Annotated in this window: 30 protein-coding genes; 11 read left to right on the top strand and 19 right to left on the bottom strand. The window is 58.1% G+C overall.

Going from position 1 to position 25,823, the window contains the following annotated elements:
- Positions 1–105: 105 nt before the first annotated feature.
- Entirely contained in the window at positions 106–1,170 is a 1,065-nt protein-coding gene (locus FBY01_RS11500) for a nitronate monooxygenase family protein (RefSeq protein ID WP_083376631.1), read from the bottom strand.
- 237 nt (positions 1,171–1,407) lie between these two features.
- Here FBY01_RS11500 and FBY01_RS11505 point away from each other — a divergent pair, with 237 nt between their 5' ends.
- Positions 1,408–2,391 carry an MDR family oxidoreductase gene (locus FBY01_RS11505; RefSeq protein WP_145307807.1) on the top strand — a complete coding sequence of 328 codons (984 nt, stop codon included), beginning with the start codon at positions 1,408–1,410 and terminating at the stop codon, positions 2,389–2,391.
- Here FBY01_RS11505 and ada read toward each other — a convergent pair whose 3' ends face one another.
- From ada to FBY01_RS11530, 6 genes are all read right to left on the bottom strand, one after another.
- The gene (gene ada, locus FBY01_RS11510; RefSeq protein WP_145307805.1) at positions 2,392–3,456 is read right to left on the bottom strand and encodes a bifunctional DNA-binding transcriptional regulator/O6-methylguanine-DNA methyltransferase Ada; all 1,065 of its coding nucleotides are present in this window, start codon (positions 3,454–3,456) and stop codon (positions 2,392–2,394) included. It abuts the gene before it with no gap.
- 87 nt (positions 3,457–3,543) lie between these two features.
- On the bottom strand, positions 3,544–4,224 hold the full coding sequence (alkB, locus tag FBY01_RS11515) for a DNA oxidative demethylase AlkB (RefSeq protein ID WP_145307803.1): 681 nt from the start codon (positions 4,222–4,224) through the stop codon (positions 3,544–3,546).
- On the bottom strand, positions 4,214–4,918 hold the full coding sequence (locus FBY01_RS11520) for a 2OG-Fe(II) oxygenase (RefSeq protein WP_145307801.1): 705 nt from the start codon (positions 4,916–4,918) through the stop codon (positions 4,214–4,216). Before FBY01_RS11520 ends, alkB begins: the two co-directional genes overlap by 11 nt.
- Positions 4,915–5,421 carry a methylated-DNA--[protein]-cysteine S-methyltransferase gene (locus FBY01_RS11525; RefSeq protein ID WP_145307799.1) on the bottom strand — a complete coding sequence of 169 codons (507 nt, stop codon included), beginning with the start codon at positions 5,419–5,421 and terminating at the stop codon, positions 4,915–4,917. The genes FBY01_RS11520 and FBY01_RS11525 overlap by 4 nt, the downstream gene beginning before the upstream one ends.
- Before the next feature lie 137 nt (positions 5,422–5,558).
- On the bottom strand, positions 5,559–5,735 hold the full coding sequence (locus tag FBY01_RS31535; protein ID WP_010460725.1) for a hypothetical protein: 177 nt from the start codon (positions 5,733–5,735) through the stop codon (positions 5,559–5,561).
- 29 nt (positions 5,736–5,764) lie between these two features.
- The gene (locus FBY01_RS11530) at positions 5,765–6,067 is read right to left on the bottom strand and encodes a DUF1883 domain-containing protein (RefSeq protein ID WP_007946189.1); all 303 of its coding nucleotides are present in this window, start codon (positions 6,065–6,067) and stop codon (positions 5,765–5,767) included.
- Between the two features lie 212 nt (positions 6,068–6,279).
- On the opposite strand from FBY01_RS11530, the gene FBY01_RS11535 reads away from it, so the two are divergent.
- Both FBY01_RS11535 and FBY01_RS11540 read left to right on the top strand, forming a co-directional pair.
- Positions 6,280–6,636 (top strand): hypothetical protein, encoded by a 357-nt coding sequence (locus FBY01_RS11535; protein ID WP_083376633.1) that lies wholly within the window; start codon positions 6,280–6,282, stop codon positions 6,634–6,636.
- Positions 6,637–6,708: 72 nt separating this feature from the next.
- On the top strand, positions 6,709–6,939 hold the full coding sequence (locus FBY01_RS11540) for a hypothetical protein (protein WP_010460721.1): 231 nt from the start codon (positions 6,709–6,711) through the stop codon (positions 6,937–6,939).
- Between the two features lie 11 nt (positions 6,940–6,950).
- Here the strand turns inward: FBY01_RS11540 and FBY01_RS11545 are convergent, their stop codons facing one another.
- Complete coding sequence (locus FBY01_RS11545) at positions 6,951–7,232, bottom strand: hypothetical protein (RefSeq protein ID WP_010460719.1); 282 nt, start codon at positions 7,230–7,232, stop codon at positions 6,951–6,953.
- 139 nt (positions 7,233–7,371) lie between these two features.
- Positions 7,372–7,560: a hypothetical protein gene (locus FBY01_RS11550; RefSeq protein ID WP_010460717.1), complete on the bottom strand. Its 189-nt coding sequence runs from the start codon at positions 7,558–7,560 to the stop codon at positions 7,372–7,374.
- Positions 7,561–7,818: 258 nt separating this feature from the next.
- Here FBY01_RS11550 and galU point away from each other — a divergent pair, with 258 nt between their 5' ends.
- Positions 7,819–8,658 (top strand): UTP--glucose-1-phosphate uridylyltransferase GalU, encoded by an 840-nt coding sequence (galU, locus tag FBY01_RS11555; RefSeq protein WP_010460715.1) that lies wholly within the window; start codon positions 7,819–7,821, stop codon positions 8,656–8,658.
- 132 nt (positions 8,659–8,790) lie between these two features.
- Positions 8,791–10,149, top strand: a complete 1,359-nt coding sequence (gene gorA / locus FBY01_RS11560) for a glutathione-disulfide reductase (protein ID WP_145307797.1) — start codon at positions 8,791–8,793, stop codon at positions 10,147–10,149.
- Here gorA and FBY01_RS11565 read toward each other — a convergent pair.
- Positions 10,146–11,165: a DNA-binding protein gene (locus FBY01_RS11565; RefSeq protein WP_145307795.1), complete on the bottom strand. Its 1,020-nt coding sequence runs from the start codon at positions 11,163–11,165 to the stop codon at positions 10,146–10,148. The genes gorA and FBY01_RS11565 overlap by 4 nt on opposite strands.
- Positions 11,166–11,342: 177 nt before the next feature.
- Here FBY01_RS11565 and FBY01_RS11570 point away from each other — a divergent pair, with 177 nt between their 5' ends.
- The 3 genes from FBY01_RS11570 (at position 11,343) to ahpF (ending at position 14,680) form a co-directional block, all read left to right on the top strand.
- Positions 11,343–12,281: a site-specific integrase gene (locus tag FBY01_RS11570; RefSeq protein ID WP_145307793.1), complete on the top strand. Its 939-nt coding sequence runs from the start codon at positions 11,343–11,345 to the stop codon at positions 12,279–12,281.
- Between the two features lie 150 nt (positions 12,282–12,431).
- Complete coding sequence (ahpC, locus tag FBY01_RS11575) at positions 12,432–12,995, top strand: alkyl hydroperoxide reductase subunit C (RefSeq protein WP_010460707.1); 564 nt, start codon at positions 12,432–12,434, stop codon at positions 12,993–12,995.
- Positions 12,996–13,117: 122 nt separating this feature from the next.
- Positions 13,118–14,680, top strand: coding sequence for an alkyl hydroperoxide reductase subunit F (gene ahpF / locus FBY01_RS11580; protein WP_077747745.1), 1,563 nt, complete (start codon positions 13,118–13,120; stop codon positions 14,678–14,680).
- Positions 14,681–14,824: 144 nt separating this feature from the next.
- Here ahpF and gloA read toward each other — a convergent pair whose 3' ends face one another.
- Positions 14,825–15,346: a lactoylglutathione lyase gene (gloA, locus tag FBY01_RS11585; RefSeq protein WP_010460703.1), complete on the bottom strand. Its 522-nt coding sequence runs from the start codon at positions 15,344–15,346 to the stop codon at positions 14,825–14,827.
- 145 nt (positions 15,347–15,491) lie between these two features.
- Between gloA and FBY01_RS11590 the strand changes: the two genes are divergently transcribed.
- Positions 15,492–16,016, top strand: coding sequence for a DUF4946 domain-containing protein (locus tag FBY01_RS11590; protein WP_077747746.1), 525 nt, complete (start codon positions 15,492–15,494; stop codon positions 16,014–16,016).
- 176 nt (positions 16,017–16,192) lie between these two features.
- Here the strand turns inward: FBY01_RS11590 and FBY01_RS11595 are convergent, their stop codons facing one another.
- The 3 genes from FBY01_RS11595 to FBY01_RS11605 form a co-directional block, all read right to left on the bottom strand.
- Positions 16,193–16,555, bottom strand: a complete 363-nt coding sequence (locus FBY01_RS11595; RefSeq protein ID WP_077747869.1) for a histone-like nucleoid-structuring protein, MvaT/MvaU family — start codon at positions 16,553–16,555, stop codon at positions 16,193–16,195.
- A gap of 232 nt (positions 16,556–16,787) precedes the next feature.
- Positions 16,788–18,320, bottom strand: coding sequence for an EAL domain-containing protein (locus FBY01_RS11600; RefSeq protein WP_145307791.1), 1,533 nt, complete (start codon positions 18,318–18,320; stop codon positions 16,788–16,790).
- Positions 18,321–18,436: 116 nt separating this feature from the next.
- Positions 18,437–19,309, bottom strand: a complete 873-nt coding sequence (locus FBY01_RS11605; RefSeq protein WP_145307789.1) for a LysR family transcriptional regulator — start codon at positions 19,307–19,309, stop codon at positions 18,437–18,439.
- A gap of 78 nt (positions 19,310–19,387) precedes the next feature.
- Here FBY01_RS11605 and FBY01_RS11610 point away from each other — a divergent pair, with 78 nt between their 5' ends.
- The gene (locus FBY01_RS11610) at positions 19,388–20,326 is read left to right on the top strand and encodes a DMT family transporter (protein WP_145307787.1); all 939 of its coding nucleotides are present in this window, start codon (positions 19,388–19,390) and stop codon (positions 20,324–20,326) included.
- A gap of 249 nt (positions 20,327–20,575) precedes the next feature.
- Positions 20,576–21,652 (top strand): 4-hydroxyphenylpyruvate dioxygenase, encoded by a 1,077-nt coding sequence (gene hppD, locus FBY01_RS11615; RefSeq protein ID WP_010460695.1) that lies wholly within the window; start codon positions 20,576–20,578, stop codon positions 21,650–21,652.
- Between the two features lie 127 nt (positions 21,653–21,779).
- On the opposite strand, the gene rarD is transcribed toward hppD, so the two are convergent.
- The 5 genes from rarD to FBY01_RS11640 all read right to left on the bottom strand — a co-directional run bounded on the left by rarD (position 21,780) and on the right by FBY01_RS11640 (position 25,722).
- A complete protein-coding gene (gene rarD, locus FBY01_RS11620; RefSeq protein WP_145307785.1) occupies positions 21,780–22,661 on the bottom strand; it encodes an EamA family transporter RarD in 882 nt (293 codons plus the stop codon).
- Positions 22,662–22,763: 102 nt separating this feature from the next.
- Positions 22,764–23,717, bottom strand: coding sequence for a D-2-hydroxyacid dehydrogenase family protein (locus FBY01_RS11625; RefSeq protein WP_145307783.1), 954 nt, complete (start codon positions 23,715–23,717; stop codon positions 22,764–22,766).
- 13 nt (positions 23,718–23,730) lie between these two features.
- Complete coding sequence (locus FBY01_RS11630; RefSeq protein WP_010460690.1) at positions 23,731–24,756, bottom strand: alpha/beta fold hydrolase; 1,026 nt, start codon at positions 24,754–24,756, stop codon at positions 23,731–23,733.
- An 85-nt stretch (positions 24,757–24,841) separates the two neighbouring features.
- Positions 24,842–25,276: a YqaA family protein gene (locus FBY01_RS11635; protein ID WP_077747751.1), complete on the bottom strand. Its 435-nt coding sequence runs from the start codon at positions 25,274–25,276 to the stop codon at positions 24,842–24,844.
- Positions 25,276–25,722 (bottom strand): DUF411 domain-containing protein, encoded by a 447-nt coding sequence (locus tag FBY01_RS11640; RefSeq protein WP_010460685.1) that lies wholly within the window; start codon positions 25,720–25,722, stop codon positions 25,276–25,278. The genes FBY01_RS11635 and FBY01_RS11640 overlap by 1 nt, the downstream gene beginning before the upstream one ends.
- Between the last annotated feature and the right edge of the window lie 101 nt (positions 25,723–25,823).

Raw genomic sequence — 25,823 nt, forward strand, 5'->3', positions numbered from 1 at the left:
ACGCTATATATCGAAATATATAGCGTAATGCCCGCAAACGGAATGTGTTGGAGCCGAGTCTGTGAAATTGCGTGATCCTGGAGCAGCAGGCTACAGCAGCGTGCTTCAGCGACGGAGCAACTTGGCCAAACCTTCCTCCGCCAAACGCCGAGTCAGCTCTGCCGTACTCACTTCAACGCCCAACGTGAATGCCTGCCCAGCCCAGAGATTGCTGAAATCCGCTTCGCCCTTGGCCCGCAACGGCATCAACGCACCACCGGCCAACGGGAAGGCCGGGGCTTTATCGCTCATGGGGCCGAGTTCGCGCATCACCCGATTGAGGATTCCTCGTGCTGGGCGGCCGGTGAAAAGATTGGTCACCGCCGTCTCGCTTTCCTTGGCCGTGCGCAGCGCCTTGTGGTGAGACGCGCTGACCTTGGCCTCCGGCGTGAACAGGTAAGCCGTCCCCACCTGCACCGCCGAAGCGCCCAACAGAAAAGCTGCCGCCACCCCCCGCGCATCGCTGATCCCGCCCGCTGCAATCACCGGCACTTTCACCGCATCGACGACCTGAGGCACGAGGGCGAATGTGCCGACCTGACTGCTCAAGTCATCGCTGAGGAACATTCCCCGATGTCCGCCTGCCTCGTAGCCCATGGCGATGATCGCGTCGCAGCCATGTTGTTCCAGCCAGACGGCTTCTTCGACGGTGGTCGCCGAGGAAAGAATTTTCGCCCCGGTGGCTTTTACCCGATCCAGCAGTGATTGTTCCGGCAGGCCGAAGTGAAAACTCACGACTTCGGGACGGAATTCTTCGAGCACTTCGCAGGCGGCGTTATCGAACGGCGCGCGATTGGATACCGGTGTGGGGGCCTCGAAATCGACGCCCAGTTCTCGATAATACGGTTCCAGCAGGTTTTTCCATTCCCGAGCCCGTTGCTCATCGGCGGCCGGGGTCTGATGGCAAAAATAGTTGATATTGAACGGACGCTGGCTCTGTTGGCGGATCGTCTTCAGCTCTTCGCGCAACTGCTCGATGCTCAGCATCGCCGCGGGCATCGAGCCCAGGCCGCCAGCGTTACTCGCGGCGATAACCATGGCCGAGCCGGTAGCGCCGGCCATAGGTGCCTGGATGATCGGCAGTTCGATGCCGAGCAGGTCAAGAATACGGGTGTCTGGCCATTGGCTCATTTCAATGATTCTCCGGCGGATGGAACCGGTTTTTTACCAGCAATGGTTGATGTAGAGCCAGTCGACTTTTGTATCCGGGACGTTTTCCGTTATTCAAGGGCCGCAAAAAAAGGCGTAACCGCACGTCATGGTAGTGCTCGGTGCATCGTAGGTTTGGCTAAAGTCTTGTACGACGAGATCTTTCTTTGTGGTATTTCAATGCCCCCACAACCGGATCGATTGCATTGAGAGGCAATGATGTTCAAAGGTATTTTGATCGACAAAGACGACAGCGGTTACCGGGCCACACTGCAAGAGATCAATGACGATCAACTGCCCGAGGGCGATGTGACAGTGCGGGTCGCGTACAGCACGTTGAACTTTAAGGATGGCCTGGCGATCACCGGCAGCAGCCCGGTGGTCAGGAAATTCCCCATGGTGCCCGGAATCGACTTGGCCGGTACGGTCGAAGTCAGCGAGCATCCGGACTACAAGGTTGGTGACCAGGTCTTGCTCAATGGGTGGGGCGTAGGCGAAGGGCACTGGGGCGGGCTCGCCCAAAAAGCACGTCTGAAGGGCGACTGGCTGATCCCACTGCCCAAGGAATTCACCGCGGCTCAAGCCATGGCAATCGGCACGGCCGGTTACACGGCGATGCTGTGCATCCTGGCGCTGGAACATAATGGTGTAACGCCTGAGCAGGGCGAAGTCCTGGTCACCGGGGCCAATGGCGGCGTAGGCAGTTTCGCCATCGCGCTGCTGAGCAAGCTTGGCTATAAAGTCGTAGCGTCCACGGGCCGCACCGCCGAGCACGATTACCTCAAGCAACTGGGCGCCAGCGAGATCATTGATCGCGTCACTCTGTCCGAGCCGGGCAAACCGCTGGCCAAGGAACGCTGGGCGGCGGTGATCGACTCGGTCGGCAGCCACACGCTGGCCAACGCCTGCGCCAGCACCAAGGCCAATGGCACGGTCGCCGCCTGTGGTCTTGCACAAGGCATGGATTTCCCGGCCTCCGTCGCGCCGTTCATTTTGCGTGGCGTGACGTTGGCCGGAATCAACAGCGTGACCCAGCCCAAAGCCAAGCGGATGGAAGCCTGGAATCGGCTGGCCAAGGATCTGGACTTCGCGTTGCTGCCACTGATCAGCCATGAAATCGGCTTGAGCGAAGCTATCGACGCCGCACCGCGCTTGCTCGCCGGACAATTGCGCGGGCGGGTGGTGGTCGATGTGAATCGCTGATTACACGGTTTCGCGTTCCAGCAACTGACGCTTGCGCTCGACACCCCAGCGATAGCCCGAGAGGTTGCCGTCGCTGCGTACCACGCGGTGGCACGGGATCGCCACTGCAATATTGTTCGCGCCGCAGGCCTGAGCCACGGCGCGCACGGCTTTGGGCGCGCCGATACGCTGAGCGATATCGGCGTAGCTGGCGGTGTTGCCTGCAGGAATCTCCCGCAGCGCCTGCCAGACCCGCTCTTGAAAAGCGGTGCCGCGCACGTCCAGCGGCAAATCCAGGCCAATTGCCGGGGCTTCGATAAAACCGACAACCTTGGCAATCAACTGCTCGAACGCGTGATCGGCGCCAATCAGATTCGCACGCCGAAACTTGTCCTGCAGATCGCAAACCAGTTGATGCGGATCATCCCCGAGCAGGATCGCGCAAACACCGCGTTCACTTTGCGCCACCAGAATGGCCCCCAGGGAACACTGGCCAACGGCAAAACGAATGTCGTTGTTCTGGCCCGCCGCGCGGTAATCCCCCGGCTTCATGCCCAGCAGTTTATCGGCCGATTCATAGAAGCGGCTGTTGGAGTTGAAACCGGCGTCATACAGGGCGTCGGTGACTGAGCCGCCGTCGGCCAGGCGTTCGCGCACTTTGCGGGAACGATGGGCGGTGGCGTACCCCTTGGGTGTCAGCCCGGTCACGGCTTTGAACACGCGGTGGAAATGGAAGCTGCTCAGGCCTGCTGCCTGCGCCAGCTCATTTAACGCAGGCGGATTTTCGGCGGATTCGATGTGGCGGCAGGCGACAGCGACGGTTGCTGCGTGTTGTGCGGCGACATCGCTTTGATCCTTCGTGGCCCGTTTGCTGGGACGATAGCCCGCCGCCAGGGCTTGTTCTGCCGTGTCGAAAAATTCGACATTCTGCGGTTTCGGCAAGCGCGCCAGGCTGCTGGGGCGGCAATAGATTCCAGTGGTTTTCACGGCGTAGACAAACTGCCCGTCGGCACCGGGATCCCGTGCAACGACGGCGGCCCAGCGAGGATCGTCCTCGGTGGCAATCCTGGTCGAATGAGTTGTCATGGTTTCATGTCCGTTGACCCGTTTTTTCCAGATTAACAAGCCCCCAGCACCGCAGCACTCCGAGTCTTGCGGTTGAATTCGAGGGCTTCATCCGGCGGTTCGAAAGGTGAAGTTGATCCGTTGTTCACCCAGGCGCGGGTGATGGCCGTCCTTGATCGGCAGCACGCCGTGATAACGCAAACGATCGACGCCACCCCAGACCACGATATCGCCATGCAGCAACGGTACACGCTGGCTTTTATCGCTTCGTTCGAACCCGCCGAACAGGAACATGGCCGGCAATCCCAATGACACCGACACGATCGGTGCGGCGTAGGAACCTTCGTTCTTGTCTTGGTGCAATGACATCTTGGCCCCGGGGACATAGCGGTTGATCAGGCAGGAGTCAGGGACAAACCCGGCAAATCCCGCTTCCCGTGCCGCCGCTTGTGCCAGTTCGAAAAACACGTCGGGCATCTCGGGCCAGGGGCGTCCGGTCTGTGGGTCATTGCGCGTATACCGGTAGCCGCTGCGGTCGGTGGTCCAGCCCCAGGTGCCGCAACTGCTCAAGGCCACCGACATGGTAAAGCCGCCGGGCGTGACCATCTGCCGAAACGGAGCGGCCGCCAGAACCGCTTCAAGTGCTGGCAACAATCGATCGAGCCGGGGCAGGGCAAAGCCGCGCAAGACGAAGGACTGTTCACCGATCTGCTCACGTCTGGGTTCCTGCTCGGGTTCGGCATCGGCAAAAAGATCGAAAGTGGTCGGGCTCATGGGGTCATAACGCATCGTGAAAGATGATTCCAAGGGTGTGCCGTTTTCCGCTGTGCAGGCGACTTACGCCGTGACGCATGGTCACTCGGTAATAGCCGCGAACGCCTTTGACCGGTCGCTGACTCACGGCAAAGATCAGACCATCGCCTTTCTTCAGGCGGATCACCTGCGGACGTGACTGCATCCGCGGGCGTTGTTCGGTTAGCACAAACTCGCCGCCGGTAAAGTCTTCGTCCGGTTCCGACAGAAGAATCGCCACCTGTAGCGGGAACACGTGTTCGCCGTACAGATCCTGGTGCAAACAGTTGTAGTCCTGCGGGCCATATTGCAGCAATAACGGAGTCGGGCGTTCCTGACCGGCGGCATGGCAGCGTTGCAGAAATGCATCGTGGGTGTCGGGGAAGCGGGTCGGCAAGTCCATGCATTCATACCAGCGGTTGGCGATCGGCACCAGTCGAGGGTAGAGCGCACGGCGCAAGCGGGCGACTGTGTCCGGCAAGGGGTAGTTGAAATACTTGTACTCGCCACGGCCAAAACCGTGTCGCGCCATGATCACTTGAGAGCGGAAGGGCGCTGACTGGGCATAGAGCGCGCTGACGTCATCGCACGCTTGCGCACTCAACAGCGACTTGATGACAGCGCAGCCATCCTGATCGATTTGTTGCCCCAGGGCTGCCCAGTCCAGCGCATCGAAGGTTTGCTCGCTCATCGCTGAGCCTCGCGATCCAGCAACTGCCGTTTGCGCTCCAGTCCCCAGCGATAACCGCCGAGGCTGCCGTCGTGGCGCAGCACCCGATGGCAAGGCACGATAACGGCCACCGGGTTGGCTCCACAGGCATTCGCTACCGCCCGAGAAGCGCTGGGCTGACCCAGACGCTGGGCGATATCACGGTAGCAGGCGGTTTCACCGACGGGGATTTTCCGCAGGACTTCCCAGACTCGCCGTTGAAATACGCTGCCGCTCAGGTGCAGTGGGAGATCGAGTGCGGTGTGTGGGTTTTCGAGGTGGCGCAGGGTTTGCTCCAGGGCCGGCATCAAACCTTCATCGCGCTGCGGCGGTGGCGGGCCAGGGAAGCGCCGCGCCAGATCGCGTTCGAGCGTGATCAAGTCTTCACCGAGCAGCAACGCGCACAGGCCCTCGGCGCTGAACGCCAGCAACAAGACGCCTAGGCTGGAAGTGCCGCTGATGTAGCGAATCGGGGAGGTAGACATGTTCTGACTCCTTAACCAAAGGTCGAGGTGGCCAGTCTAGGGTGCGCCAAGGGAGTGAACACTCCGGCGCTTGCGGTCGAATTCAAGACGGGCGCGGAGCATGACGTCCTTGTTGTCGCTCCGGGTGCCGGGTCGCGTTACAGTGCTTTGCTGACGGCAATGTCGCTGATGACGTCGTCGCTCGAACCATGAATGGCGTCCAGCGCAGCTTTGGCTTCTTCTTCAGTGCCTTTTTCGAGCTGGGCAAATTCAAAGCGGCGTTCGCCGTTGAGTTTGTATTTGATGACGTACTTGGTCGTTTGGGCCACGGTCATACCTGCTTTTATTCGTGTGGGAGCGTCACTCAGCTCAGTTTCGTGCTGGAGCGACGGATGATCTTGATCGAGTGCGTCAGGGTCGGTTTGCGGGTCACGCTGATCGGACGGCGGTTGACCGTATCGATGGTGATGTTCCAGAAACCGGTGCTCGGTGCAGTAATCCGGGCCGGGAAAGTATCGAACGCACCGCCGTGGTAAGTGTGACGGCCGCCGTTCTTGAAGCTGCGGAAGTTGGCGTCGTTCATCAAGCGGATGTTGCATGTTTGGGAGCACTGGATGACGACGATGTCGTCTTCGTTGAGGTGCTCGCGCTGGTGGATAAATTTCATGAGGCGCCTCCAGAAGGGCTTTTTCTACAAAATCAAAACGATAGCATGGGCGATTGGCGCAGTTTATCAGCCCGAACAGGTTATTATCCGGTCGTCGAGGTTCGCTTTGACAATTAAAAACAGTTATTCGGAATTCTATGAGCGATAAACGCAGCGAGCCTCGGAGAAAATCAGCATTTGTGCTGTCGGAGGGTCTTTATCGGAGGTTTTGTATGAAGTGGGGTGTGTTGGCCTTGCCGTTGGCATTGGTGATGAGTGGCTGTGCTAATGTCTCGGAGATTAATGAGACGTTGCCTACCATGAACGTGATCTCAGGCAAAAAGCCCAATGAATACGCGCAATGCCTGGTCGAAAAACTGGCCGACAGTCGTGGCGCCCTGCAACTGGAGTCAACCAAGGACGGGATGCGCGTCATCGTGCCGGCGAAATTCTCATCGGCCCCGGCAGCCGTGTTCGACATCGAAGACCGTTCGGGTGGCAGTGGTATAAAGCTGCATGAGCGTATGTCCAATGTGCCGGTGCGTCCTAAAGACGTGCAGAAAGCCGCCAACGCCTGCATTTCCGGCTGATAGACTAGCCACCGTTCACACCGATGCCGTCAAAGTCATGCTTTGGCGGCATTGTCTTTTCTGGAGTCGAGCATGAAGCGAGAGCAGGTACAGGAACGCCATGCAGAGGGACTGATCTCTGCCACCCACGTCATTCAAAATCCCGCGAACCCGGGGGAATGGATCGTGTTTTTCAAGAAGAGCGCCGGGCGCAGCTATTTTCTGGTGGATGATAACGATGAGGTCGAGTCGTTTGCTCGTCTCGACGATTTGATCGAGACCGTGCGTGGTCTCGGAATCAAATTTGCGGAAATTCACATGTAGGGCAGGGCGCCCTACTTGCAGACCACCACGACACTGCGGTTCTTGAAGTTGCCGACATCGACCCCCAGGGTTTTGTCGCTTTCCTTGGTGGAAGGCGATCCGTCGGTGCCGACGATCCGGTAGCCGGTCCCCGCGCAAGAGGCATCGGCTTTTTCATAGCACGTGGCCCAGGAGTTGGCTTCGCCGGAGCAGTCGATTGCCAGGCCTTGCTCTCCGTTGTTCAGGTACATTTTCTCGGAAGTGGCGCAGCCGCTCAGGGCCAGGATTGCAATCAGGGGCAAAAATTTAGTCATGTCGTTGTCGTCGTCAGGATGATGGGGCTAAGCCTGTGACAGCGCAGGCAGCAAAAGGTTATAGCGAATGGCCACTTGTTTGTACCTGGCCACAAAAAAGCCCTGCTCAATGGCAGGGCTCTGCGAGTGCTGCAGGATATCAGTCCTGACTCTTGCCGCGTCGCTTCGGCGCGGGGGGGGTGTAGTCGAGCACCGACGCCACTTCAACCGCCATCGCTTCGCTGGGTAACGGCCCGGAAACATCTTCGCCATTGGCGGCGGTAATGTGCCACTGGCCATCTTTTCCTTTGTCGACCGTGTACCCGTTGATGATTTTCGCTACGGTCATCTATCTGTCTCGTTCACTGGTTCAAAGTCGCCATGATACCGGCAAATGCTCGCATTGGGGGACGATAAGCGTATGGTGGTCGAGTTTGTCGGCCTCTTTGAGCTACGCTGATTTGACCGCGTGAAAATGCGGATTGAACTATCCGCGGGAATATTTCTCTATGATGGCATTGGTTAGCCAGCGCGGGGCATTGTAAGGTGCACGCCGCCTGATTAGACTGCGCCGAAACTCGTACACACAGCCCTTTCAAGGACTTATATGATCAAGAAATGCTTGTTCCCAGCAGCCGGTTACGGTACTCGCTTCCTGCCAGCGACTAAAGCCATGCCCAAAGAAATGCTGCCGGTGGTAAACAAGCCACTGATCCAGTACGGCGTCGAAGAAGCACTGGACGCTGGTTTGACTGAAATCTCCATCGTCACCGGTCGTGGCAAACGCGCCCTGGAAGACCACTTCGACATCAGCTACGAGCTGGAAAACCAGATCAAGGGCACCGACAAAGAGAAGTACCTGGTCGGTATCCGCAAGCTGCTCGACAACTGCTCGTTCTCCTATACCCGCCAGACCGAAATGAAAGGCCTGGGCCACGCGATTCTGACCGGTCGCCCACTGATCGGCGACGAACCGTTCGCCGTGGTGCTGGCGGATGACTTGTGCGTCAACCTCGAAGGCGACGGCGTACTGACCCAGATGGTCAAACTGTACAAGCAGTTCCGCTGCTCGATCGTTGCCATCCAGGAAGTCGACCCGCAAGAAACTCACAAGTACGGCGTGATTGCTGGTGAGATGATCCGCGATGACATCTACCGTGTTCACAGCATGGTCGAGAAGCCAAAGCCTGAAGATGCACCGTCGAACCTGGCGATCATCGGTCGTTACATCCTGACGCCGGACATCTTCGACCTGATCGAACAAACCGAGCCAGGCAAGGGTGGTGAAATCCAGATCACCGACGCCCTGATGAAGCAAGCCCAGAACGGCTGCGTCATGGCTTACAAGTTCAAAGGCAAGCGTTTCGACTGCGGTGGCGCTGAAGGCTACATCGACGCGACCAACTTCTGCTTCGAGAACTTCTACAAGACTGGCAAGGCTTACTGATAGCGTTTGACCTGCTTGTATTGAAAAGCCACCTTCGGGTGGCTTTTTCATTTACTGCCCCCCGATATCGCTTGCAGCGCTTGCCCAACGGACGTCTGCGGGTATGCTGGTTGCCTGCCGAGGAGATTGAAAATGGCCTACGATTTTGACCTTTATGTAATTGGCGCCGGTTCCGGCGGTGTACGGGCTGCGCGTTTCGCTGCCGGTTTTGGCGCGAAAGTGGCTGTGGCTGAAAGTCGTTACCTGGGTGGTACGTGCGTGAACGTCGGCTGCGTGCCGAAGAAATTGCTGGTCTACGGCGCGCACTTCGCCGAAGACTTCGAGCAGTCTTCGGGCTTTGGCTGGACGTTGGGTGAGGCGAAGTTTGACTGGGCGACGCTGATCGCCAACAAGGATCGTGAGATCAATCGCCTGAATGGCATTTACCGCAACTTGCTGGTCAACAGCGGTGTGACCTTGCATGAAGGCCACGCCAAAATCGTCGACCCGAACACCGTCGAAATCAATGGCGAGCGTCACACCGCTAAAAACATCCTGATTGCGACCGGTGGCTGGCCGCAGATCCCGGAGATTCCGGGGCATGAACACGCGATCAGTTCCAACCAGGCGTTCTTCCTCAAAGAGTTGCCCAAGCGCGTTCTGGTGGTGGGCGGCGGTTACATCGCTGTCGAATTCGCCGGGATCTTCCACGGGCTGGGCGCCGACACTACGTTGTTGTATCGCGGCGAGCTGTTCCTGCGCGGCTTCGACGGTGCGGTACGCCAGCATTTGCAGGAGGAGCTGACCAAGCGCGGCATGAACCTGCAATTCAACGCCGACATCGAGCGCATCGATAAACAGTCCGATGGCAGCCTGAAGGTGACGCTCAAGGATGGTCGCGAGCTGGAAGCGGATTGTGTGTTCTACGCCACCGGTCGCCGGCCGATGCTCGACAACCTCGGGCTGGAAAATACCGGCGTCAAACTCGACAAGAAAGGTTTCATCGCGGTCGATGATCAGTATCAGACTGCGGAGCCGTCGATTCTGGCGCTTGGCGATGTGATCGGCCGTGTCCAGCTGACCCCCGTCGCTTTGGCTGAGGGCATGGCCGTGGCGCGTCGCTTGTTCAAGCCTGAGCAATATCGTCCGGTGGATTACAAGATGATCCCGACCGCCGTGTTCAGCCTGCCAAACATTGGCACTGTCGGCTTGAGCGAGGAAGATGCGCGCGAAGCTGGCCACGAGGTGCAGATTTTCGAAAGCCGTTTCCGGCCGATGAAGCTGACCCTGACCGAGTGCCAGGAGCGCACGCTGATGAAGCTGGTGGTCGATGCCAAGACCGACAAGGTTTTGGGTTGCCACATGGTCGGGCCGGATGCCGGTGAGATCGTTCAGGGCTTGGCGATTGCCTTGAAGGCTGGTGCGACCAAGCGCGATTTCGACGAAACCATCGGCGTGCATCCTACTGCCGCCGAAGAGTTCGTCACCATGCGCACGCCGGTTGCCGGTTAATCGCTCTTTTCACTCTCTGATGCGTCTGGCGCTGTTGCAATGACAGCGGCCAGGCGCAGGCTTTCGTCGAGGCTCGCCCGAGTCTTGAGCACATCGATTTCCAGCGCTTTGTTTATCTGCGACTGCTCGTCGACGCTTTGCTTGAGCGACTGACTTTCCAACAGCGCGGCACGCAAGCGTTCCTGGAGGAGGGTGCGCTCACTGTCGATGCGGTTGACCTGCTCCAGCAGTTGATCCTGGCGGCTGTGGGTGTGTTTGAGTTGCTCCTGTAGCAGCCCAAGTTCGCGTAGCGTTCCACGGTTCTCAGTGAGCAGGCGCTCGTTGTCGCGGTGCAATTGAGTGATTTCGTCCTGACGCACCAATGCGCTTTGCTGGGCCTGGCGCAATTCCATCTGAATCTGTTGCAACTGGCCTTCGTGGCGGCTCTGTTCCTGCTCGCGCTGTTCCTTGATGGCGTTGCGGTAGTGTTCCAGTGCATCGCGTGCGTGCAGGTGCTTTTCTTCCAGTGAGCGGATCTGCACATCCTTGTCTTGCAAGCGTAAATCGAAATCGGCCAGTGCCTGGTTCAATCCGGCGTTGCGGGTTTGCTCGGTCTGCAGCATGGCGCGGGTTTCGTGCAGCGCTTCGGACTCTTGAGTCAGGGCCAGGCTTTGAATTTCGTATTGCTGGTGCAGTTCAGTGTTGGCTTGCCGTGCTTCAGTCAGCTGGATTTCCAGATCCTTTCGTTGCTGATCGAACTGCGTGCGTGCCTGGTCGATGGGCTCTTGCGCCTGCTCCTTGAGGCGCTGCGCCAGACGCGCGACCAAGCCTGCGAGCTCATCATCGATGGGTTCAGAGGGCGTTTCAGCGCGCTCGCTGCCGTCGTCCAGCTCCTTCAAATAGCGGTGAATGGTGGTTTTTGAGCCGGTATTGCCCATCTCGATCCGTACTGCATCGATGCTGGGGTTTTCGCCACGGGCAAGGATTGCCAAACGTGCCGCCTGCACCACCGCTTTGTTTACGCCGCCACGAGCCATTTCTTCTCCTACGATTTCGTACTGTGGTACATGCCACTAAAGTACGCAGTGTACCATCATCAACAAAAAGATAAAAAATCTAAGTTATTGAGGCGGGATATACTGGTATTACCCCGCGTGATACGCCGTATTACAATTTTTACTTCACCAAAGCGGTACATTTTCGAGAGATAGCCCATGACCGACCTGGATCGCTACCTGCAAGCCGCCACCCGCGACAACACGCGTCGCAGCTACCGGGCGGCCATCGAGCATTTCGAAGTCAGTTGGGGTGGTTTCCTGCCTGCGACGAGCGACAGCGTTGCGCGTTACCTGGCGGCCCATGCGGGCGTGCTGTCGATCAATACGTTGAAGTTGCGTTTGTCAGCGCTGGCGCAGTGGCATAACAGCCAGGGATTCTCCGACCCCACCAAGTCGCCGGTGGTGCGCAAGGTCTTCAAGGGCATACGGGCGCTGCACCCGGCCCAGGAGAAACAGGCCGAGCCATTGCAGCTTCAGCATTTGGAGCAAGTGGTGGCATGGCTGGAGCAGGAGGCCAAAACCGCCAGGGCGCAAAACGATCAGCCAGGATTGCTTCGCGCCAAACGTGACACCGCGCTGATCTTGCTGGGCTTCTGGCGTGGCTTTCGCAGTGATGAATTGTGCCGCGTACAAATCGAACACGTGCAGGCGATCGCCAGTTCAGGCATCACCCTTTACCTGCCGCGCAGCAAAAGCGATCGCGAGAACGTCGGCAAGACTTACCAGACCCCGGCCCTGCAGCGCCTCTGCCCAGTGAACGCCTACATTCAATGGATCACGGAAGCTGCGCTGGTCCGCGGGCCGGTGTTTCGCGGAATCGACCGCTGGGGTCACTTGAGCGAGGAGGGCTTGCACGCCAACAGCGTGATCCCTTTGTTGCGCCAGGCCTTGGAACGTGCCGGCATTTCGGCGGACCACTACACCAGCCATTCCCTGCGCCGCGGCTTTGCCAGTTGGGCCCATCAGAGTGGTTGGGATCTGAAATCGTTGATGAGTTATGTGGGTTGGAAGGATGTGAAGTCAGCCATGCGCTATGTTGAAGTCAGCCCGTTTCTCGGGATGGCCCGAGTCGCTGAAAAGCCATTGGTGAGCTAGATACCGTTTTCTTCTATTAATACTGTCCGCTAATAGCGAAAACCAATCAGCAGCATGAGCTTTGCCAATGAGCCAGGCGGCGATCGAGTGGGTAGGATTCACCCCATCAACTTCTCAACCAAACTTTTCAACCCTGACGGAGAGTCATCGATGCCTATCATCAACAGCCAAGTTAAACCGTTCAAAGCTGACGCCTTCAAAAATGGCGACTTCGTAAAAGTGTCGGACGCTGACCTGAAAGGCAAGTGGTCTGTCGTGTTCTTCTACCCAGCCGACTTCACCTTCGTTTGCCCGACCGAACTGGAAGACCTGGCTGACAACTACGACGCGTTCCAGAAACTGGGCGTCGAGATCTACAGCGTTTCCACCGACACCCATTTTGCTCACGCTGCCTGGCACAACACTTCGCCAGCCATCGGCAAAATCCAGTACACCATGATCGGCGACCCGACTCACGCCATCTCCCGCAACTTCGACGTGCTGATCGAAGACGCTGGCCTGGCTGACCGTGGCACCTTCGTGATCAACCCTGAAGGCCAGATCAAAATCGTTGAACTGAACGATGGCGGCGTTGGCCGTGACGCTTCCGAGCTGCTGCGCAAAATCAAGGCTGCCCAGTACGTCGCTGCTCACCCAGGCCAGGTTTGCCCAGCCAAGTGGAAAGAAGGCGAGGCCACTCTGGCTCCGTCCCTGGACCTGGTCGGCAAGATCTAAGTCTGTGAAAGCACTATCAGGGCGGGTTTCCGCACCTCAGTAAGCTGCAACCGCCCTCAAAACGCCCGGGCGAGATTCGCTCGGGCGTTTTTTTTCGTCTCAAGTAAAAGGAAATCGCCCGTATGTTGGACGCCAATCTTAAAGCCCAGTTGAAATCGTACCTGGAACGGGTCACCCAGCCGATCGAGATCATTGCTTCCCTCGACGACGGTGCGAAATCCCAGGAAATGCTCGAACTCCTGAAAGACGTTGCCAGTCTTTCCAGCCAGATTACTTTGTTAGATAACGGTGACGATGCACGCAAGCCATCGTTCTCGATCAATCGCCCGGGTGCCGATATCAGCCTGCGTTTTGCCGGCATCCCGATGGGCCATGAATTCACTTCGTTGGTGTTGGCCTTGCTGCAAGTGGGCGGTCACCCTTCGAAGGCCAGTGTCGAAGTGATCGAACAGATCCGTTCGCTCAAAGGCGAGTTCAGCTTCGAGACCTACTTTTCGCTGTCCTGCCAGAACTGCCCGGACGTGGTCCAGGCGCTGAACCTGATGGCGGTACTGAACCCGAACATCCGCCACGTCGCCATCGACGGCGCGTTGTTCCAGGCCGAAGTCGATGATCGTCAGATCATGGCCGTGCCAAGCATTTACCTCAACGGCGTGAACTTCGGCCAGGGCCGCATGGGCCTGGAAGAAATCCTCGCCAAGATCGACACCAGCGGCATCGAGCGCCAGGCCGAGAAAATCAGCGCCAAGGAAGCCTTTGACGTATTGGTCGTCGGCGGTGGCCCGGCCGGTGCTTCGGCAGCGATCTACGCTGCTCGTAAAGGCATTCGCACCGGTGTGGCGGCGGAGCGTTTTGGTGGGCAGGTGCTCGACACCATGGCCATCGAGAACTTCATCTCCGTGCAGGAAACCGAAGGCCCGAAACTGGCAGTAGCACTGGAAGAACACGTCAAGCAATACGACGTCGACATCATGAACCTGCAACGCGCCGACAAACTGGTGCCGGGCAAGAACGGTGAGTTGCACGAGGTCCATTTCGCCAGTGGCGCGACCCTGAAAGCCAGGACCGTGATCCTCGCGACCGGTGCGCGGTGGCGTGAAATGAACGTCCCGGGCGAGCAGCAATACCGCAACAAAGGTGTGGCGTACTGCCCGCACTGCGACGGTCCGCTGTTCAAAGGCAAGCGTGTGGCGGTGATTGGCGGCGGTAACTCCGGCGTCGAAGCGGCCATCGACCTGGCGGGCATCGTGTCTCATGTCACGTTGCTGGAGTTTGACGTACAACTGCGCGCCGACGCGGTCTTGCAGCGCAAGTTGCACAGCCTGCCGAACGTCACCGTGATCACCAGTGCGCAAACCACTGAAGTGTTGGGCGACGGTCAGAAGGTCAATGGCCTGCGTTACAAGGATCGTCAGTCTGACGAGCTGCGTAACGTAGAGCTGGAAGGGATCTTCGTGCAGATCGGTTTGCTGCCTAACACCGATTGGCTCAAAGGCACCATCGAGCTGTCGCCTCGCGGCGAGATCATCGTCGATGCCCGTGGTGAAACGTCGATGCCGGGCGTGTTCGCTGCCGGTGACGTCACCACCGTGCCGTACAAGCAGATCGTGATTGCAGTGGGCGAGGGCGCCAAGGCTTCTCTGAGCGCATTCGATCACCTGATCCGCACCTCCGCGCCGGCTTAAACACCAACGCTGAAACACAAAACCCCATGAGCGATCATGGGGTTTTTGTGTGCGTGATACTGATCGTTCCCACGCTCTGCGTGGTAACGCCTACCGGGCTGAATTCCACGCAGAGCGTGGGAGCGATCAGTGGCAGCGAATTTTTTACATCGGTGCCGGTTGGATGATCTCGACCCAGTACGCATCCGGGTCTTTGATAAAGGCCAAGCTCTTCATGCGCCCGTCGTTCAGGCGTTTCTGGAAATCGCAGCCCAGCGCTTCGAAACGTTCGCACGCCGCACGGATGTCCGGCACGGAGATGCAGATATGGCCGAAGCCGCGCGGGTCGGTGTTGCCGTTGTGGTAGGCGAAATCCGCGTCGTTCTCGGTGCCGTGGTTATGGGTCAGTTCGAGAATGCCAGGGATCGATTTCATCCATTCGGTACGGGCGGCGGCGTCGGCCGGAATCTGGTTTTTATCAACCAGCGCCAGGAAATACAGACTGAACTCGGCTTCCGGGAAGTCGCGTTTTTCCACCAGCGAAAAACCCAGGATGCGCGTGTAGAAATCCAGGGACTTGGTGATGTCCTTGACCCGTAGCATGGTGTGGTTGAAGACGAACTTCTGGGTGGCGGTGTCAGGTTGAGCGGTCACGCCGGGGAAAGTGTTCAATTCGTGCAGGCTCATGGGCCCTCCGGAAAATAAGTGGGGCTAACGAATGGCGACAATGATACGCAAGGGCTGGGACATCACCAAACGCTAAGAGTCTGCTATTGCCTGACGGACGGGTGAGGCTCAGACTTTACGGTTCAATCCGTGAGTGCTCATTGCAATGATCCGATTCTGTAAATCGACGTGGGTCCTGATTTTCCTGTTGTCAGGTGTCGCCAGCGCTCAAGCGGATGCACCGGTGGTGACCTGGCCGAAGGGCTGGGAGGTGGAAGCCGTTCCGCAAGATGATGCCAAACCAGGGGTTTCCCGACAGCGCGCGGTGAAAGTCGACCAAGGCGGCACGCCGGTAATGGTGATGGAATTGACCATGACTCAAGTAGAAAGCGGTCATCAGGTCAATCTGGAGGGTGTGCTGCTGGAAATGCGCAAGTCGGTGCAGAAGGACTTCTTTCAAGGCGGCTATCAAAGTGTCTGCAACAAGATTCATCCGGCGACCTTGAGCCGCTTATCGGGATTGGAAACTACCTGCACGATTACGCAGAATGGTCGACATGTGCTGTCGCAAACATTGGTCGCAGCGGTGGATGCCGATAAGGCCTATGTTCTTTCCTACGCGGGGCAGGCTGAGGCTTATAAGGCAAGCGAGGATGAAATTGCGGCGGCTCGTAACAGCTTGAAACTTTAGTGGCGGGTTTGCGTGACTGCAGATTTCAGCGCGATCTGAAATCTTTAGATACCCAAACGGATTAAGCATAAAGTTTAGTCGGCAAGTAGCGAGTTGAACGACTCCCCTCGTTGCATTGGGAGGCCGGCCATAAAAAAAGCCCTGCATTGGCAGGGCTTGTTTATCACCGCGAGTGCTTAGCCTCGCAGCCAGGAATCTACGGTGGCGGCACCGTATTGTTCCTTCCAGGCTTTCAGGCCACGGTGGTTGCCGCCCTTGGTTTCAATCAGCTCACCGGTATGCGGGTTGTGATAAACCTTGACCACGCGGGCGCGACGGGTTTTAGGGGCTGCTGCCTGCAGACCGGATTTTGCCGGGTTCGGATCGAGGATGGCGATGATGTCGCGCAGGCTTTTGCCGTAGGTTTTCATCAGCCCCTGGAGCTTTTCTTCGAATTCGATTTCTTTCTTGAGCCCGGCATCATTCTTCAGCGATTCCAGCTGCTTGAGCTGTTCTTGAAGGGCCTTCTCAGCGGCACGAAATTCAGCGAGTCTGGACAAATTCATTACTCCAATAGTGTGTTTGGCTGATACCAACCGCAAACAAAGCTATAAGCCAAGAGCCTTGAAGCGACTCGGTGATAGTGGCTCACCTGCCAATCTTGCGCAGGCATGAAAAATTGTAGTAGTTAATTGGCCAAGAGTAAATCCTGTCTTTTTCTTCATGTAACTACAGTAGTCTTTTGATTCAATTTGGTGCGCTGCTTCGTTGCCTCGTCGCTTAAACCGCAGGTTAATGGTGCCTTAATGCACTAATGAATTCGGCTCCTGGCATCGGTCGACCGAACAAATAACCTTGCAGAAAGTTTACGCCGTGAGCGGCCAGATAGTCACTTTGCTCCTCGGTTTCCACGCCTTCGGCGACGATGCCCAGATCAAGCTTGGCCGACAATTCGATAATGCTGTCCAGAATGTGCCGGGAAAGCGCGTCAACGCCGATCATCGCGACAAAACTCTGATCGATTTTCAGAAAGTCCACATTGAACTGACGCAGATAACCGAGGCTTGAGTGACCTGTGCCAAAGTCATCGATAGCGATCATTACGCCCAAGGTGTGAAGCTGCTCGAACAGCTGGTGCGTAATGGCCGTTGGTTCGATCAGTTCGCGCTCGGTCAATTCCAACACCAGGTGGATGGCCCCTGGTGCGAAGGCACTGAGAAACTCCCGGCAGTCTTCAACCAGGTCCAAGTCCTTGCAATGACTGGCGGTGATGTTGATGCCAATGTGAAACGGCCCATCGAACGACGCAGCGGCAGGCGCCAATAGCGTCGCGGTGTGTCGCATCAACGAGCGGGTCATTGGCACGATCAACCCGGAATGCTCGGCAAAAGGAATGAACAGGTCCGGGCGTACCAGGCCTTCCTTCGGGTGATTCCAGCGCATCAACACTTCGGCGCCGGACCAGGTTTTAGTATCGCCATGCACCACGGGCTGAAAGTAGGGAACAAACTCACCGGCCTCCAGCGCACGCTGCATTTCATGGCTGGGGGACGACGAGCGCTTTTGCAGGACATGTCCGATTGCGCCCGAGACCACGCCGAAGAAGATCAGCAAACTGAACAGCGGTGGGTACTCGCTGTTCATGTAGCGCCAGGTTTCACCCTCGGGGAAACCGGCTGCGACCGTAAAGCCATAACGCGTGGACGTTTGCTTGCTTTCGGCCACAGGCAGAGTGGGCAGGGGGCCTTCGTGAACCTTGCTCTCGGCGGATAACCATACGGGGCCGACTTCCAGCACCAGCCGTGTCTTGCGCCCAATCATTCGCAACACGTTGCTCAAGTGATAACCGTCCAGTGTGGTCAGCGCCCCCCGATCGCCTTCACTGAGCCGATACACTAACAACGCGGTGTCGGGCGTCACCGGGTTGCCGTTCATCAACCACAACTTGCCCTGGGTGTAGTCGTCCGGATTGACCGTCTCCCTGGAGTCCCCGAACAGCGAACTGCAATAGAGGTTGTTATCCCATACCAGGTTCGTCGAACGCACGAACGGCCGGCGTGTGACCTGTTCGCGCAGGGCAAGTTTGACGTTGTCACAGGTCTGGCCGGCCAGCGGCAGCAGTTCCCGTGCGGCCTGGGCGGTATTGTCGAGCATCAGTTCGAATTGGCGGATGGCTTCTTCGGCCGTCAGCTCGGTGCTCTGCTTGAGCGCACGCTCGGCCTGCATATAGAGAATGACAACCCCCAACAGCACCGGGAGTAACCCGCTCAAAACGGTTACAGCCATTCGTTTGCCGCGTTTGTGGGTCTTGGCGTTCAGTGGCATTCACAAAGCCTGTGACGAAGGGATACGGCTCTAAAATGCAGGGAGGACAACGGCACGCCTCCCAAAAAAGAGTTCAGGTAGTGGGCATGATAGATGGCCGTCGGTACTTATGCCGGTCAACGATAGTCAAGGTTTGTAGCCATTTGGATAAACGCCAGCGTTGCGGGCGACGACTGACGCTGGTCGAGCACCGCCAGACCTACCTGCCGATTGACGGATGGAGACAGCGGTTTTTTCACGTAGCGGCTGTCGTTGTCGTCGGGCAACGATCCTTCGGCGACCACGGTCACGGCATCGCCTCGGCCTACGGTGTCGAGGGTGCTGAGCAGCTGCGAGCAGCGATAACGGATGTTCGGTGTCAGCCGGGAAGCCGTGAACAGCCGCGAAACCAGCTCCGAAGACCCGGCTTCGGTCAGCACGAACGGGTCGTGACACAAGTCGCTCAAACTCAGGCTGTCGCGACCGGTCAGCGGGTGATCGGAGGGCAACAGCGCGACCATCCGGTCTTCGATCAACGAGAAGGTATCGAAGCGATCTTCGGGCAGCACCACGAAACCGATATCGATTCGTCGTTCTTCCAGCCACTGGATAATCTGCCGGTCCGGACCCTCGTCGATGTGCACTTCGATACCGGGGTGAGCGGCGCGGTAGTGCGCCAGGATCTGTGGCAGCAGTTTGATTGATGAGGTGGGGCCGAACGAGCCGATGCGCAGGGTGCCGCGCTTCATCCCGCGAGCGTCGGCGGCTTCCTGGCGCAAGGTGTCGGCCAACCCGAGCATGGCCCGGGCGCGCGACAAGAGCTGTAGACCGATGTCGCTCGGCTCGACTTGGGACTGATGGCGCCGGAACAACTCGACACCCAATTCCTGTTCCAGCGACTTCAAGGCATGCGACACCGCCGATTGGGAGATCCCCAGCCGATTGGCCGCCGCCGTGAACCCGCGCAGTTCGGCGACCAGCGAAAAAATCTCGAGTTGTGTCAGGGTCATGAGTCTTTACTCATTTTACGATGATCATGCATTAGTCGAATGATACGTCATCTTCCCTGACTGAAGTCCTTGCACCTCATGAATGCTTACGCGCAAACAACCTCATCGGATGTGCCGGTTTATTTGAAACTCGCCGCCGTCACCATGATCTGGGGCGGGACGTTTGTGGCTGGCCGGTTTCTCGCGGACAGCCTCAGTCCATTGTTCGCCGCCAGCCTCAGATTCCTCCTGGCCAGCGTGGCATTGCTGCTGTTTTTGCTGCTGGCCCGCGTACCACTGGCGAAGCCGAGCCCCGGGCAGTGGCTGCAACTGGCGCTGCTGGGGTTCTTCGGCATCTTCTTCTACAACCTGTGCTTCTTTTATGGACTGCATTACATCAATGCATCGCGAGCGTCATTGATTGTGGCGCTGAACCCCGCCGTGATCGGACTGGCGTCGTGGCTGCTGTTCAAGGAGCGCTTGAGTCGGGCGAAGGTTATCGGGATCGCGATCTGTATCGCCGGGGCGAGTCTGGTGATCGTCAGTCGAAACCCGCAGTTACTGGTCGACAACGCCGACGCGTGGATCGGTGACCTGCTGATTTTCGGCTGCGTGCTCGGCTGGGGGATTTACTCGCTGTTCTCCAAAGAACTGAACCACTCGCTGGGGCCGGTGCAGACGGTGGCGTATTCGATTCTGCTCGGCACCCTGATGCTGTGGGTGGCAAGTGCGATACGGGGTGAACTGAGTGTCAGCGCGCTCATGAGCCTCGGTCCGCAGCAATGGATGAGCCTGATGTACCTGGGTGTATTGGGCTCGGCGCTGGCCTACATCGGCTATTACGATGGCATTCGCCAAATCGGCGCGACACGTTCGGGGGTGTTCATTGCCCTGAATCCGCTGACGGCGGTGATCCTCGGCGCGTTACTGTTGGGCGAGCAGTTGACGCTGGCGATGTGCCTGGGAGGCGGGCTGATTCTCACGGGGATTTTCCTGTGCAACAAACCCCTTGCGCGAGCAGGGAAAAAGGGGATTTGATACAGAAGGCGGACAAACCTATTTACGCTGTGTAGAATCGGGTTACGCATACAATAATAATCGTCTTCTGCCAGCAGAAGCCTCGCCCGCATCAGCCTTGGGTCGACAATGAAAAGTTTTGGGTTTCAATTGATCTACGGTGACTTCCTCGCCCGCAGCGTGCGGGGCATCTCCTGCGCGCCACCCGCCGGCTTCAGCATTCTTAGCAACTAACGTTCCGTTAATTCTAAAAAATGATGAGGCGCCAAAATGGCAGATTTATACGAAAACCCAATGGGCCTGATGGGCTTTGAGTTCATCGAGTTCGCATCGCCGACCCCGAACACCCTGGAGCCGATCTTCGAGATCATGGGCTTCACCAAGGTCGCGACCCACCGCTCCAAAGACGTGCACCTGTATCGCCAGGGCCAGATCAACCTGATCCTCAACAACGAACCGCACAGCGTTGCTTCGTACTTCGCGGCCGAGCACGGCCCATCGGTGTGCGGCATGGCGTTCCGCGTCAAGGATTCGCAACTGGCCTACAAGCGCGCGCTGGAAATCGGCGCCCAGCCGATCCACATCGAAACCGGACCGATGGAACTGAACCTGCCGGCGATCAAAGGCATTGGCGGCGCGCCGCTGTACCTGATCGACCGTTTTGGTGAAGGCAGCTCGATCTACGACATCGACTTCGTGTTCATCGAAGGTGTTGACCGCAACCCGGTCGGCGCCGGTCTGAAAATCATCGATCACCTGACCCACAACGTGTATCGCGGTCGCATGGCGTATTGGGCCAACTTCTACGAGAAGCTGTTCAACTTCCGTGAGATCCGTTACTTCGACATCAAGGGCGAATACACCGGCCTGACCTCCAAGGCCATGACCGCGCCGGACGGCATGATCCGCATCCCGCTGAACGAAGAATCGTCCAAGGGCGCCGGGCAGATTGAAGAGTTCCTGATGCAGTTCAACGGTGAGGGCATCCAGCACGTGGCCTTCCTCAGCGATGACCTGATCAAGACCTGGGATCACCTGAAAAGCATCGGCATGCGCTTCATGACCGCGCCACCGGAAACCTACTACGAAATGCTCGAAGGCCGCCTGCCGAACCACGGCGAGCCGGTCGATCAGCTGCAATCGCGTGGGATCCTGCTGGACGGTTCGTCCGAGTCGGGCGACAAGCGTCTGTTGCTGCAGATTTTCTCGGAAACCCTGATGGGGCCGGTGTTCTTCGAATTCATCCAGCGTAAAGGCGACGACGGTTTCGGCGAAGGCAACTTCAAGGCACTGTTCGAATCGATCGAGCGTGATCAGGTTCGCCGCGGTGTACTCGCCACCGATTAAGCCGCTTCACCGTTAAAACTGCAGGAGTGAGCCTGCTCGCGATAGCGTCGTGAAATTCAACATCATTGTTGACTGACAGATAGCTATCGCGGGCAGGCTCACTCCTGCATTTGGTTTTGTGTAGGGCTTAAGGTTTGCGATGCCGAACCAGGTGCTTGAACCCTTCAAACACCAGCACCACCACCGCCAGCCAGATCGGAATATAAGTCAACCATTCCCCGGGCTTGATGCTTTCCCCAAGCAGCAACGCAACGCCCAGCAGCAACACCGGCTCTACATAACTCAACAGCCCGAACAGACTGAACGGCAACAACCGGCTGGCGATGATGTAGACCACCAGCGCCGACGCGCTGATCACTCCGAGTATCGGGATTAGCAGCGACAACCACGGGTGTTGATCAAACACGCCGAAACCCTGTTCGCCACTCTGCACGAACCAGAATGCCACCGGCAGCGTCAACGCCATGTCCAGCCATAAACCGCCAAGGTTGTCGGCGGCCAGGCGCTTGCGCAGGATGAAATACAAGGGATAGCCGATGCAGACCAGCAAGGTTGCCCAGGAAAAACCACCGACCTGATACACCTCGTTGATCACCCCAAGGCAGGCCAGCACCACGGCGATTTTTTGCAGATACGAGAGGCGCTCGCCATAGGCGATCCGCCCGGTCAGGACCATGGTCAGCGGCAACAGGAAATAGCCGAGCGACACATCCAGGCTGTAGCCGTTGAGCGGCGCCCACATGAACAGCCAAAGCTGCACGCCGAGCAGGGCAGAGGAGGCGATCAGGCCGGCGATCAGTTTGCGATTCCCGGCGATGCGCCGGAAAATTTCGAGCACCCGTTTCCATTCGCCGGAAACCATCATGAACACGGTCATGCACGGCACGGTCAGCAGCATGCGCCAGCCGAAAATCTCCACGCCGCTCAAGGGCGTGAGCAGCGAGGTGTAGTAATACATGACGGCAAACAGCACCGAGGCCGAGACCGATAAAGCGATACCTTTAGACAAACTGCCCTCGCGAGGTTGAACGTGAAACGGGCGCAGAGGATACGTGGTTTTCGCGTTCAGTATTGACCAACATCGATCGAGTGCGAGAGCGGCGCTTCGATCCTAGCTCAGAAGGCGAATCGGCTCACCCGCCGACCACGCTTGAATGTCCTCGATCATTTGCGAAAAGAACTGATGGTAGTTCTGTTGGCTGACGTACCCGACATGCGGCGTTGCCAACACGTTGTCCAGCGTTCTGAACGGATGATTCACCGGCAATGGCTCGATGTCGAACACATCCAGTGCCGCCCCCGCGAGTCGATTCTTTTGCAAGGCCTTGATCAGCGCAGCCTCATCGACAATCGGTCCGCGTGCGGTGTTGACGAGCAGCGCCGAGGGTTTCATCCAGTCCAGCGCCTGGGCGTCGACCAATCCGCGGCTGCGATCACTGAGCACCAGATGAACCGACAGCACATCGGCCTGCTCGAACAGTTCCTGCTTGCTGACATAGGTCACGCCCACTTCAGCGGCACGTTCGGCCGTGAGGTTTTCGCTCCACGCGATCACCCGCATCCCGAACACCTGACCGAACTGCGCGACCCGTTGGCCGATGCTGCCAAGGCCGAGGATCGCCAGTGTCTTGCCGTGCAAGTCGCCGCCCAGGCCTTGCTGCCATTTCCCGGCGCGCAAGGCATTGGCTTCGGCCACGAGATTGCGGGTCGCGGCCATTATCAACGCCCAGGTCAGTTCTGGAGCAGCGTGTTTGTAGCTGTCGGTGCCACAGACCTGGATGCCCAGTGCCGCAGCGGCCTTGAGATCCAGCGCAGCATTACGCATACCACCGGTGACCAGCAGCTTGAGTGTCGGCAATTGGCGCAGGAGGTCTTCATCAAAGCGGGTGCGTTCGCGCATTACGCAGATCACTTCGAATTTACCCAGGCGCTCCGCCAGGGTTGCGTTGTCGGCGGGGTAATCATGGATAAAACTCACCTCGCCGAGGCAGTCCAGCACTGACCAGTCGACCACGTCACGGGCCACGTCCTGCCAATCATCGATCACCGCAATCTGCACCGCCATCAGCCTTACCTCATTAACGCACGGGATTGGTTTTGTTCAGCCAGTCGAGCAATGCCTGGTGGAATTGCGCCGGTTCTTCCATCTGCGGCGCGTGGCCCATGCCGGGGAATTCAACCAGTGTGGACTGCGGAATCAACTTTGCCACTTGCTTGCCGAGCACGTCGTAATGACCGAGCCTGGCCTTGACCTCCGGGGAGGCAATGTCACTGCCGATGGCCGTGGTGTCGGACGTGCCGATCAGCAACAGCGTCGGCATCTTCAGGTCCTTGAACTCGTAGTACACCGGCTGGGTGAAGATCATGTCGTAGATCAACGCCGAGTTCCAGGCCACCTGTGTGTGCCCCGGGCCTTTGTTCAAGCCGGCAAGCATATCGACCCAGCGATCGAATTCAGGCTTCCAGCGGCCACCGTAATAGGTGTTGCGTTCATAGGTGCGGATGCCGTCGGCGCTGAGTTTGAGTTCGCGCTCGTACCACTGATCGACGGTGCGATAGGGCACGCCAAGGGCTTTCCAGTCTTCCAGGCCAATGGGATTGACCAACGCCAGTTGCTCGACCTGATCGGGGTATTGCAACGCATAGCGTGTGGCGAGCATGCCGCCGGTGGAGTGCCCGAGCACGCTGGACTTCTGGATGCCAAGCGCTTTGAGCAGTTGCTGGGTATTGGTCGCCAGTTGCTGGAATGTGTACTGATAGTTGTCCGGTTTACTGGAGGTGCAGAAACCGATCTGGTCCGGCGCAATCACCCGGTAACCGGCTTCGCTCAGGGCTTTGATCGAGCTGTCCCAAGTGGCGCCGCAGAAGTTTTTGCCATGCATCAACACCACGCTTCGCCCGTTGGCCTTGCCGTGGGCGGCGACGTCCATGTAACCCATCTGCAAGGATTTGCCTTGGGACTCGAACGAGAAGTGCTTGACCGTATAGGGGTACTCGAACCCTTGCAGTTCCGGCCCGTATTCCGGGCCTTCGGCGTGAGCCAGAACAGGCAGTGCAGCGGTCAGAAACAGGCCGGGCAGCCAACGGGAGAGGGGAAGGGACATGGGTGAACTCCATAGAAAACCCGCCGATGCTGGATCGGCATGATTAGGGCGACATTAAAGACAGGCAATCGCCGCCGCCGATCGTTCAACCGATCCAGCCGAGCGTGGCCAGGGCCAGCACGCCATAACGAGCACCTTTGGCGAGGGTCACGATCAGCAGGAACCGCCCAAGCGGCTCGCGCATGACGCCGGCCACCAACGTCAGCGGGTCACCGATGATTGGCACCCAACTCAGCAGCAATGACCAATGACCATAGCGTTGATAGTGTTTTCGGGCCTGTTCCAGATGGCGCGGGCTGACCGGAAACCAGCGCCGGTCGCGAAACCGCTCGATGCGACAGCCGAGCCACCAATTCACCACCGAACCGAGGACATTACCCAGCGTCGCGACGGCCAGCAGCAACCATAGCCAATACTGTTCGCTGAGCAACAGCCCCACGAGCAGCGCTTCGGACTGCAACGGCAGCAAGGTCGCGGCACCGAACGCCGCGAAGAACAGCCCGATGTAGGCGCCACCCATCAATGGGCCGGGTAGTCCGCCACCACCACATCAGTGCCGTCCTTTTTCAGGCCGATCACTTGATAGGCATCGCTCATGCCGTCCATTTCCATGCCCGGCGAACCCATAGGCATGCCCGGTGCCGCAACACCCAGCAGGTCATTGCGTTTGCTCAAGGCCAGGACTTGATCCGCAGGCACATGGCCTTCGACGAATTTGCCGTTGATCAGGCCGGTGTGGCAGGACGCCAGGCGTGGAGGCACGCCGTGCTGCTGCTTGAATTCGCTCATGTTGGATTCGACGTGGTCTTCAACCTTGAAGCCGTTGGCCTCGAGGTGGCTGATCCATTTTTTGCAGCAGCCGCAGTTGGCGTCACGGTGGACTTCGATCGGGACCAGGTCGGCGGCCTGGGCCATGGAGGAGATAAAAAGGGCGCTCAGGGCGACCAGACGCAGGTGGATTCGCATGGGGGATCTCGTCTCGGGTTGCGGCCAAAAAGATGCATTTTGACCATTTTTTGCCGGGAAGAGATACGAGGTTGTTTCGAAGTAATACAGGTACGCCAAGC

This window comes from Pseudomonas sp. SJZ077 (assembly GCF_007993905.1).
Taxonomy (GTDB): Bacteria; Pseudomonadota; Gammaproteobacteria; order Pseudomonadales; family Pseudomonadaceae; genus Aquipseudomonas; species Aquipseudomonas mandelii.

Coding starts and splice junctions, on each gene's coding strand:
- FBY01_RS11500 (WP_083376631.1), bottom strand. CDS start 1,170: ATGAGCCAATGGCCAGACACCCGTATTCTTGACCTGCTCGGCATCGAA.
- FBY01_RS11505 (WP_145307807.1), top strand. CDS start 1,408: ATGTTCAAAGGTATTTTGATCGACAAAGACGACAGCGGTTACCGGGCC.
- ada (WP_145307805.1), bottom strand. CDS start 3,456: ATGACAACTCATTCGACCAGGATTGCCACCGAGGACGATCCTCGCTGG.
- alkB (WP_145307803.1), bottom strand. CDS start 4,224: ATGCGTTATGACCCCATGAGCCCGACCACTTTCGATCTTTTTGCCGAT.
- FBY01_RS11520 (WP_145307801.1), bottom strand. CDS start 4,918: ATGAGCGAGCAAACCTTCGATGCGCTGGACTGGGCAGCCCTGGGGCAA.
- FBY01_RS11525 (WP_145307799.1), bottom strand. CDS start 5,421: ATGTCTACCTCCCCGATTCGCTACATCAGCGGCACTTCCAGCCTAGGC.
- FBY01_RS31535 (WP_010460725.1), bottom strand. CDS start 5,735: ATGACCGTGGCCCAAACGACCAAGTACGTCATCAAATACAAACTCAAC.
- FBY01_RS11530 (WP_007946189.1), bottom strand. CDS start 6,067: ATGAAATTTATCCACCAGCGCGAGCACCTCAACGAAGACGACATCGTC.
- FBY01_RS11535 (WP_083376633.1), top strand. CDS start 6,280: ATGAAGTGGGGTGTGTTGGCCTTGCCGTTGGCATTGGTGATGAGTGGC.
- FBY01_RS11540 (WP_010460721.1), top strand. CDS start 6,709: ATGAAGCGAGAGCAGGTACAGGAACGCCATGCAGAGGGACTGATCTCT.
- FBY01_RS11545 (WP_010460719.1), bottom strand. CDS start 7,232: ATGACTAAATTTTTGCCCCTGATTGCAATCCTGGCCCTGAGCGGCTGC.
- FBY01_RS11550 (WP_010460717.1), bottom strand. CDS start 7,560: ATGACCGTAGCGAAAATCATCAACGGGTACACGGTCGACAAAGGAAAA.
- galU (WP_010460715.1), top strand. CDS start 7,819: ATGATCAAGAAATGCTTGTTCCCAGCAGCCGGTTACGGTACTCGCTTC.
- gorA (WP_145307797.1), top strand. CDS start 8,791: ATGGCCTACGATTTTGACCTTTATGTAATTGGCGCCGGTTCCGGCGGT.
- FBY01_RS11565 (WP_145307795.1), bottom strand. CDS start 11,165: ATGGCTCGTGGCGGCGTAAACAAAGCGGTGGTGCAGGCGGCACGTTTG.
- FBY01_RS11570 (WP_145307793.1), top strand. CDS start 11,343: ATGACCGACCTGGATCGCTACCTGCAAGCCGCCACCCGCGACAACACG.
- ahpC (WP_010460707.1), top strand. CDS start 12,432: ATGCCTATCATCAACAGCCAAGTTAAACCGTTCAAAGCTGACGCCTTC.
- ahpF (WP_077747745.1), top strand. CDS start 13,118: ATGTTGGACGCCAATCTTAAAGCCCAGTTGAAATCGTACCTGGAACGG.
- gloA (WP_010460703.1), bottom strand. CDS start 15,346: ATGAGCCTGCACGAATTGAACACTTTCCCCGGCGTGACCGCTCAACCT.
- FBY01_RS11590 (WP_077747746.1), top strand. CDS start 15,492: ATGATCCGATTCTGTAAATCGACGTGGGTCCTGATTTTCCTGTTGTCA.
- FBY01_RS11600 (WP_145307791.1), bottom strand. CDS start 18,320: ATGCCACTGAACGCCAAGACCCACAAACGCGGCAAACGAATGGCTGTA.
- FBY01_RS11605 (WP_145307789.1), bottom strand. CDS start 19,309: ATGACCCTGACACAACTCGAGATTTTTTCGCTGGTCGCCGAACTGCGC.
- FBY01_RS11610 (WP_145307787.1), top strand. CDS start 19,388: ATGAATGCTTACGCGCAAACAACCTCATCGGATGTGCCGGTTTATTTG.
- hppD (WP_010460695.1), top strand. CDS start 20,576: ATGGCAGATTTATACGAAAACCCAATGGGCCTGATGGGCTTTGAGTTC.
- FBY01_RS11625 (WP_145307783.1), bottom strand. CDS start 23,717: ATGGCGGTGCAGATTGCGGTGATCGATGATTGGCAGGACGTGGCCCGT.
- FBY01_RS11630 (WP_010460690.1), bottom strand. CDS start 24,756: ATGTCCCTTCCCCTCTCCCGTTGGCTGCCCGGCCTGTTTCTGACCGCT.
- FBY01_RS11635 (WP_077747751.1), bottom strand. CDS start 25,276: ATGGGTGGCGCCTACATCGGGCTGTTCTTCGCGGCGTTCGGTGCCGCG.
- FBY01_RS11640 (WP_010460685.1), bottom strand. CDS start 25,722: ATGCGAATCCACCTGCGTCTGGTCGCCCTGAGCGCCCTTTTTATCTCC.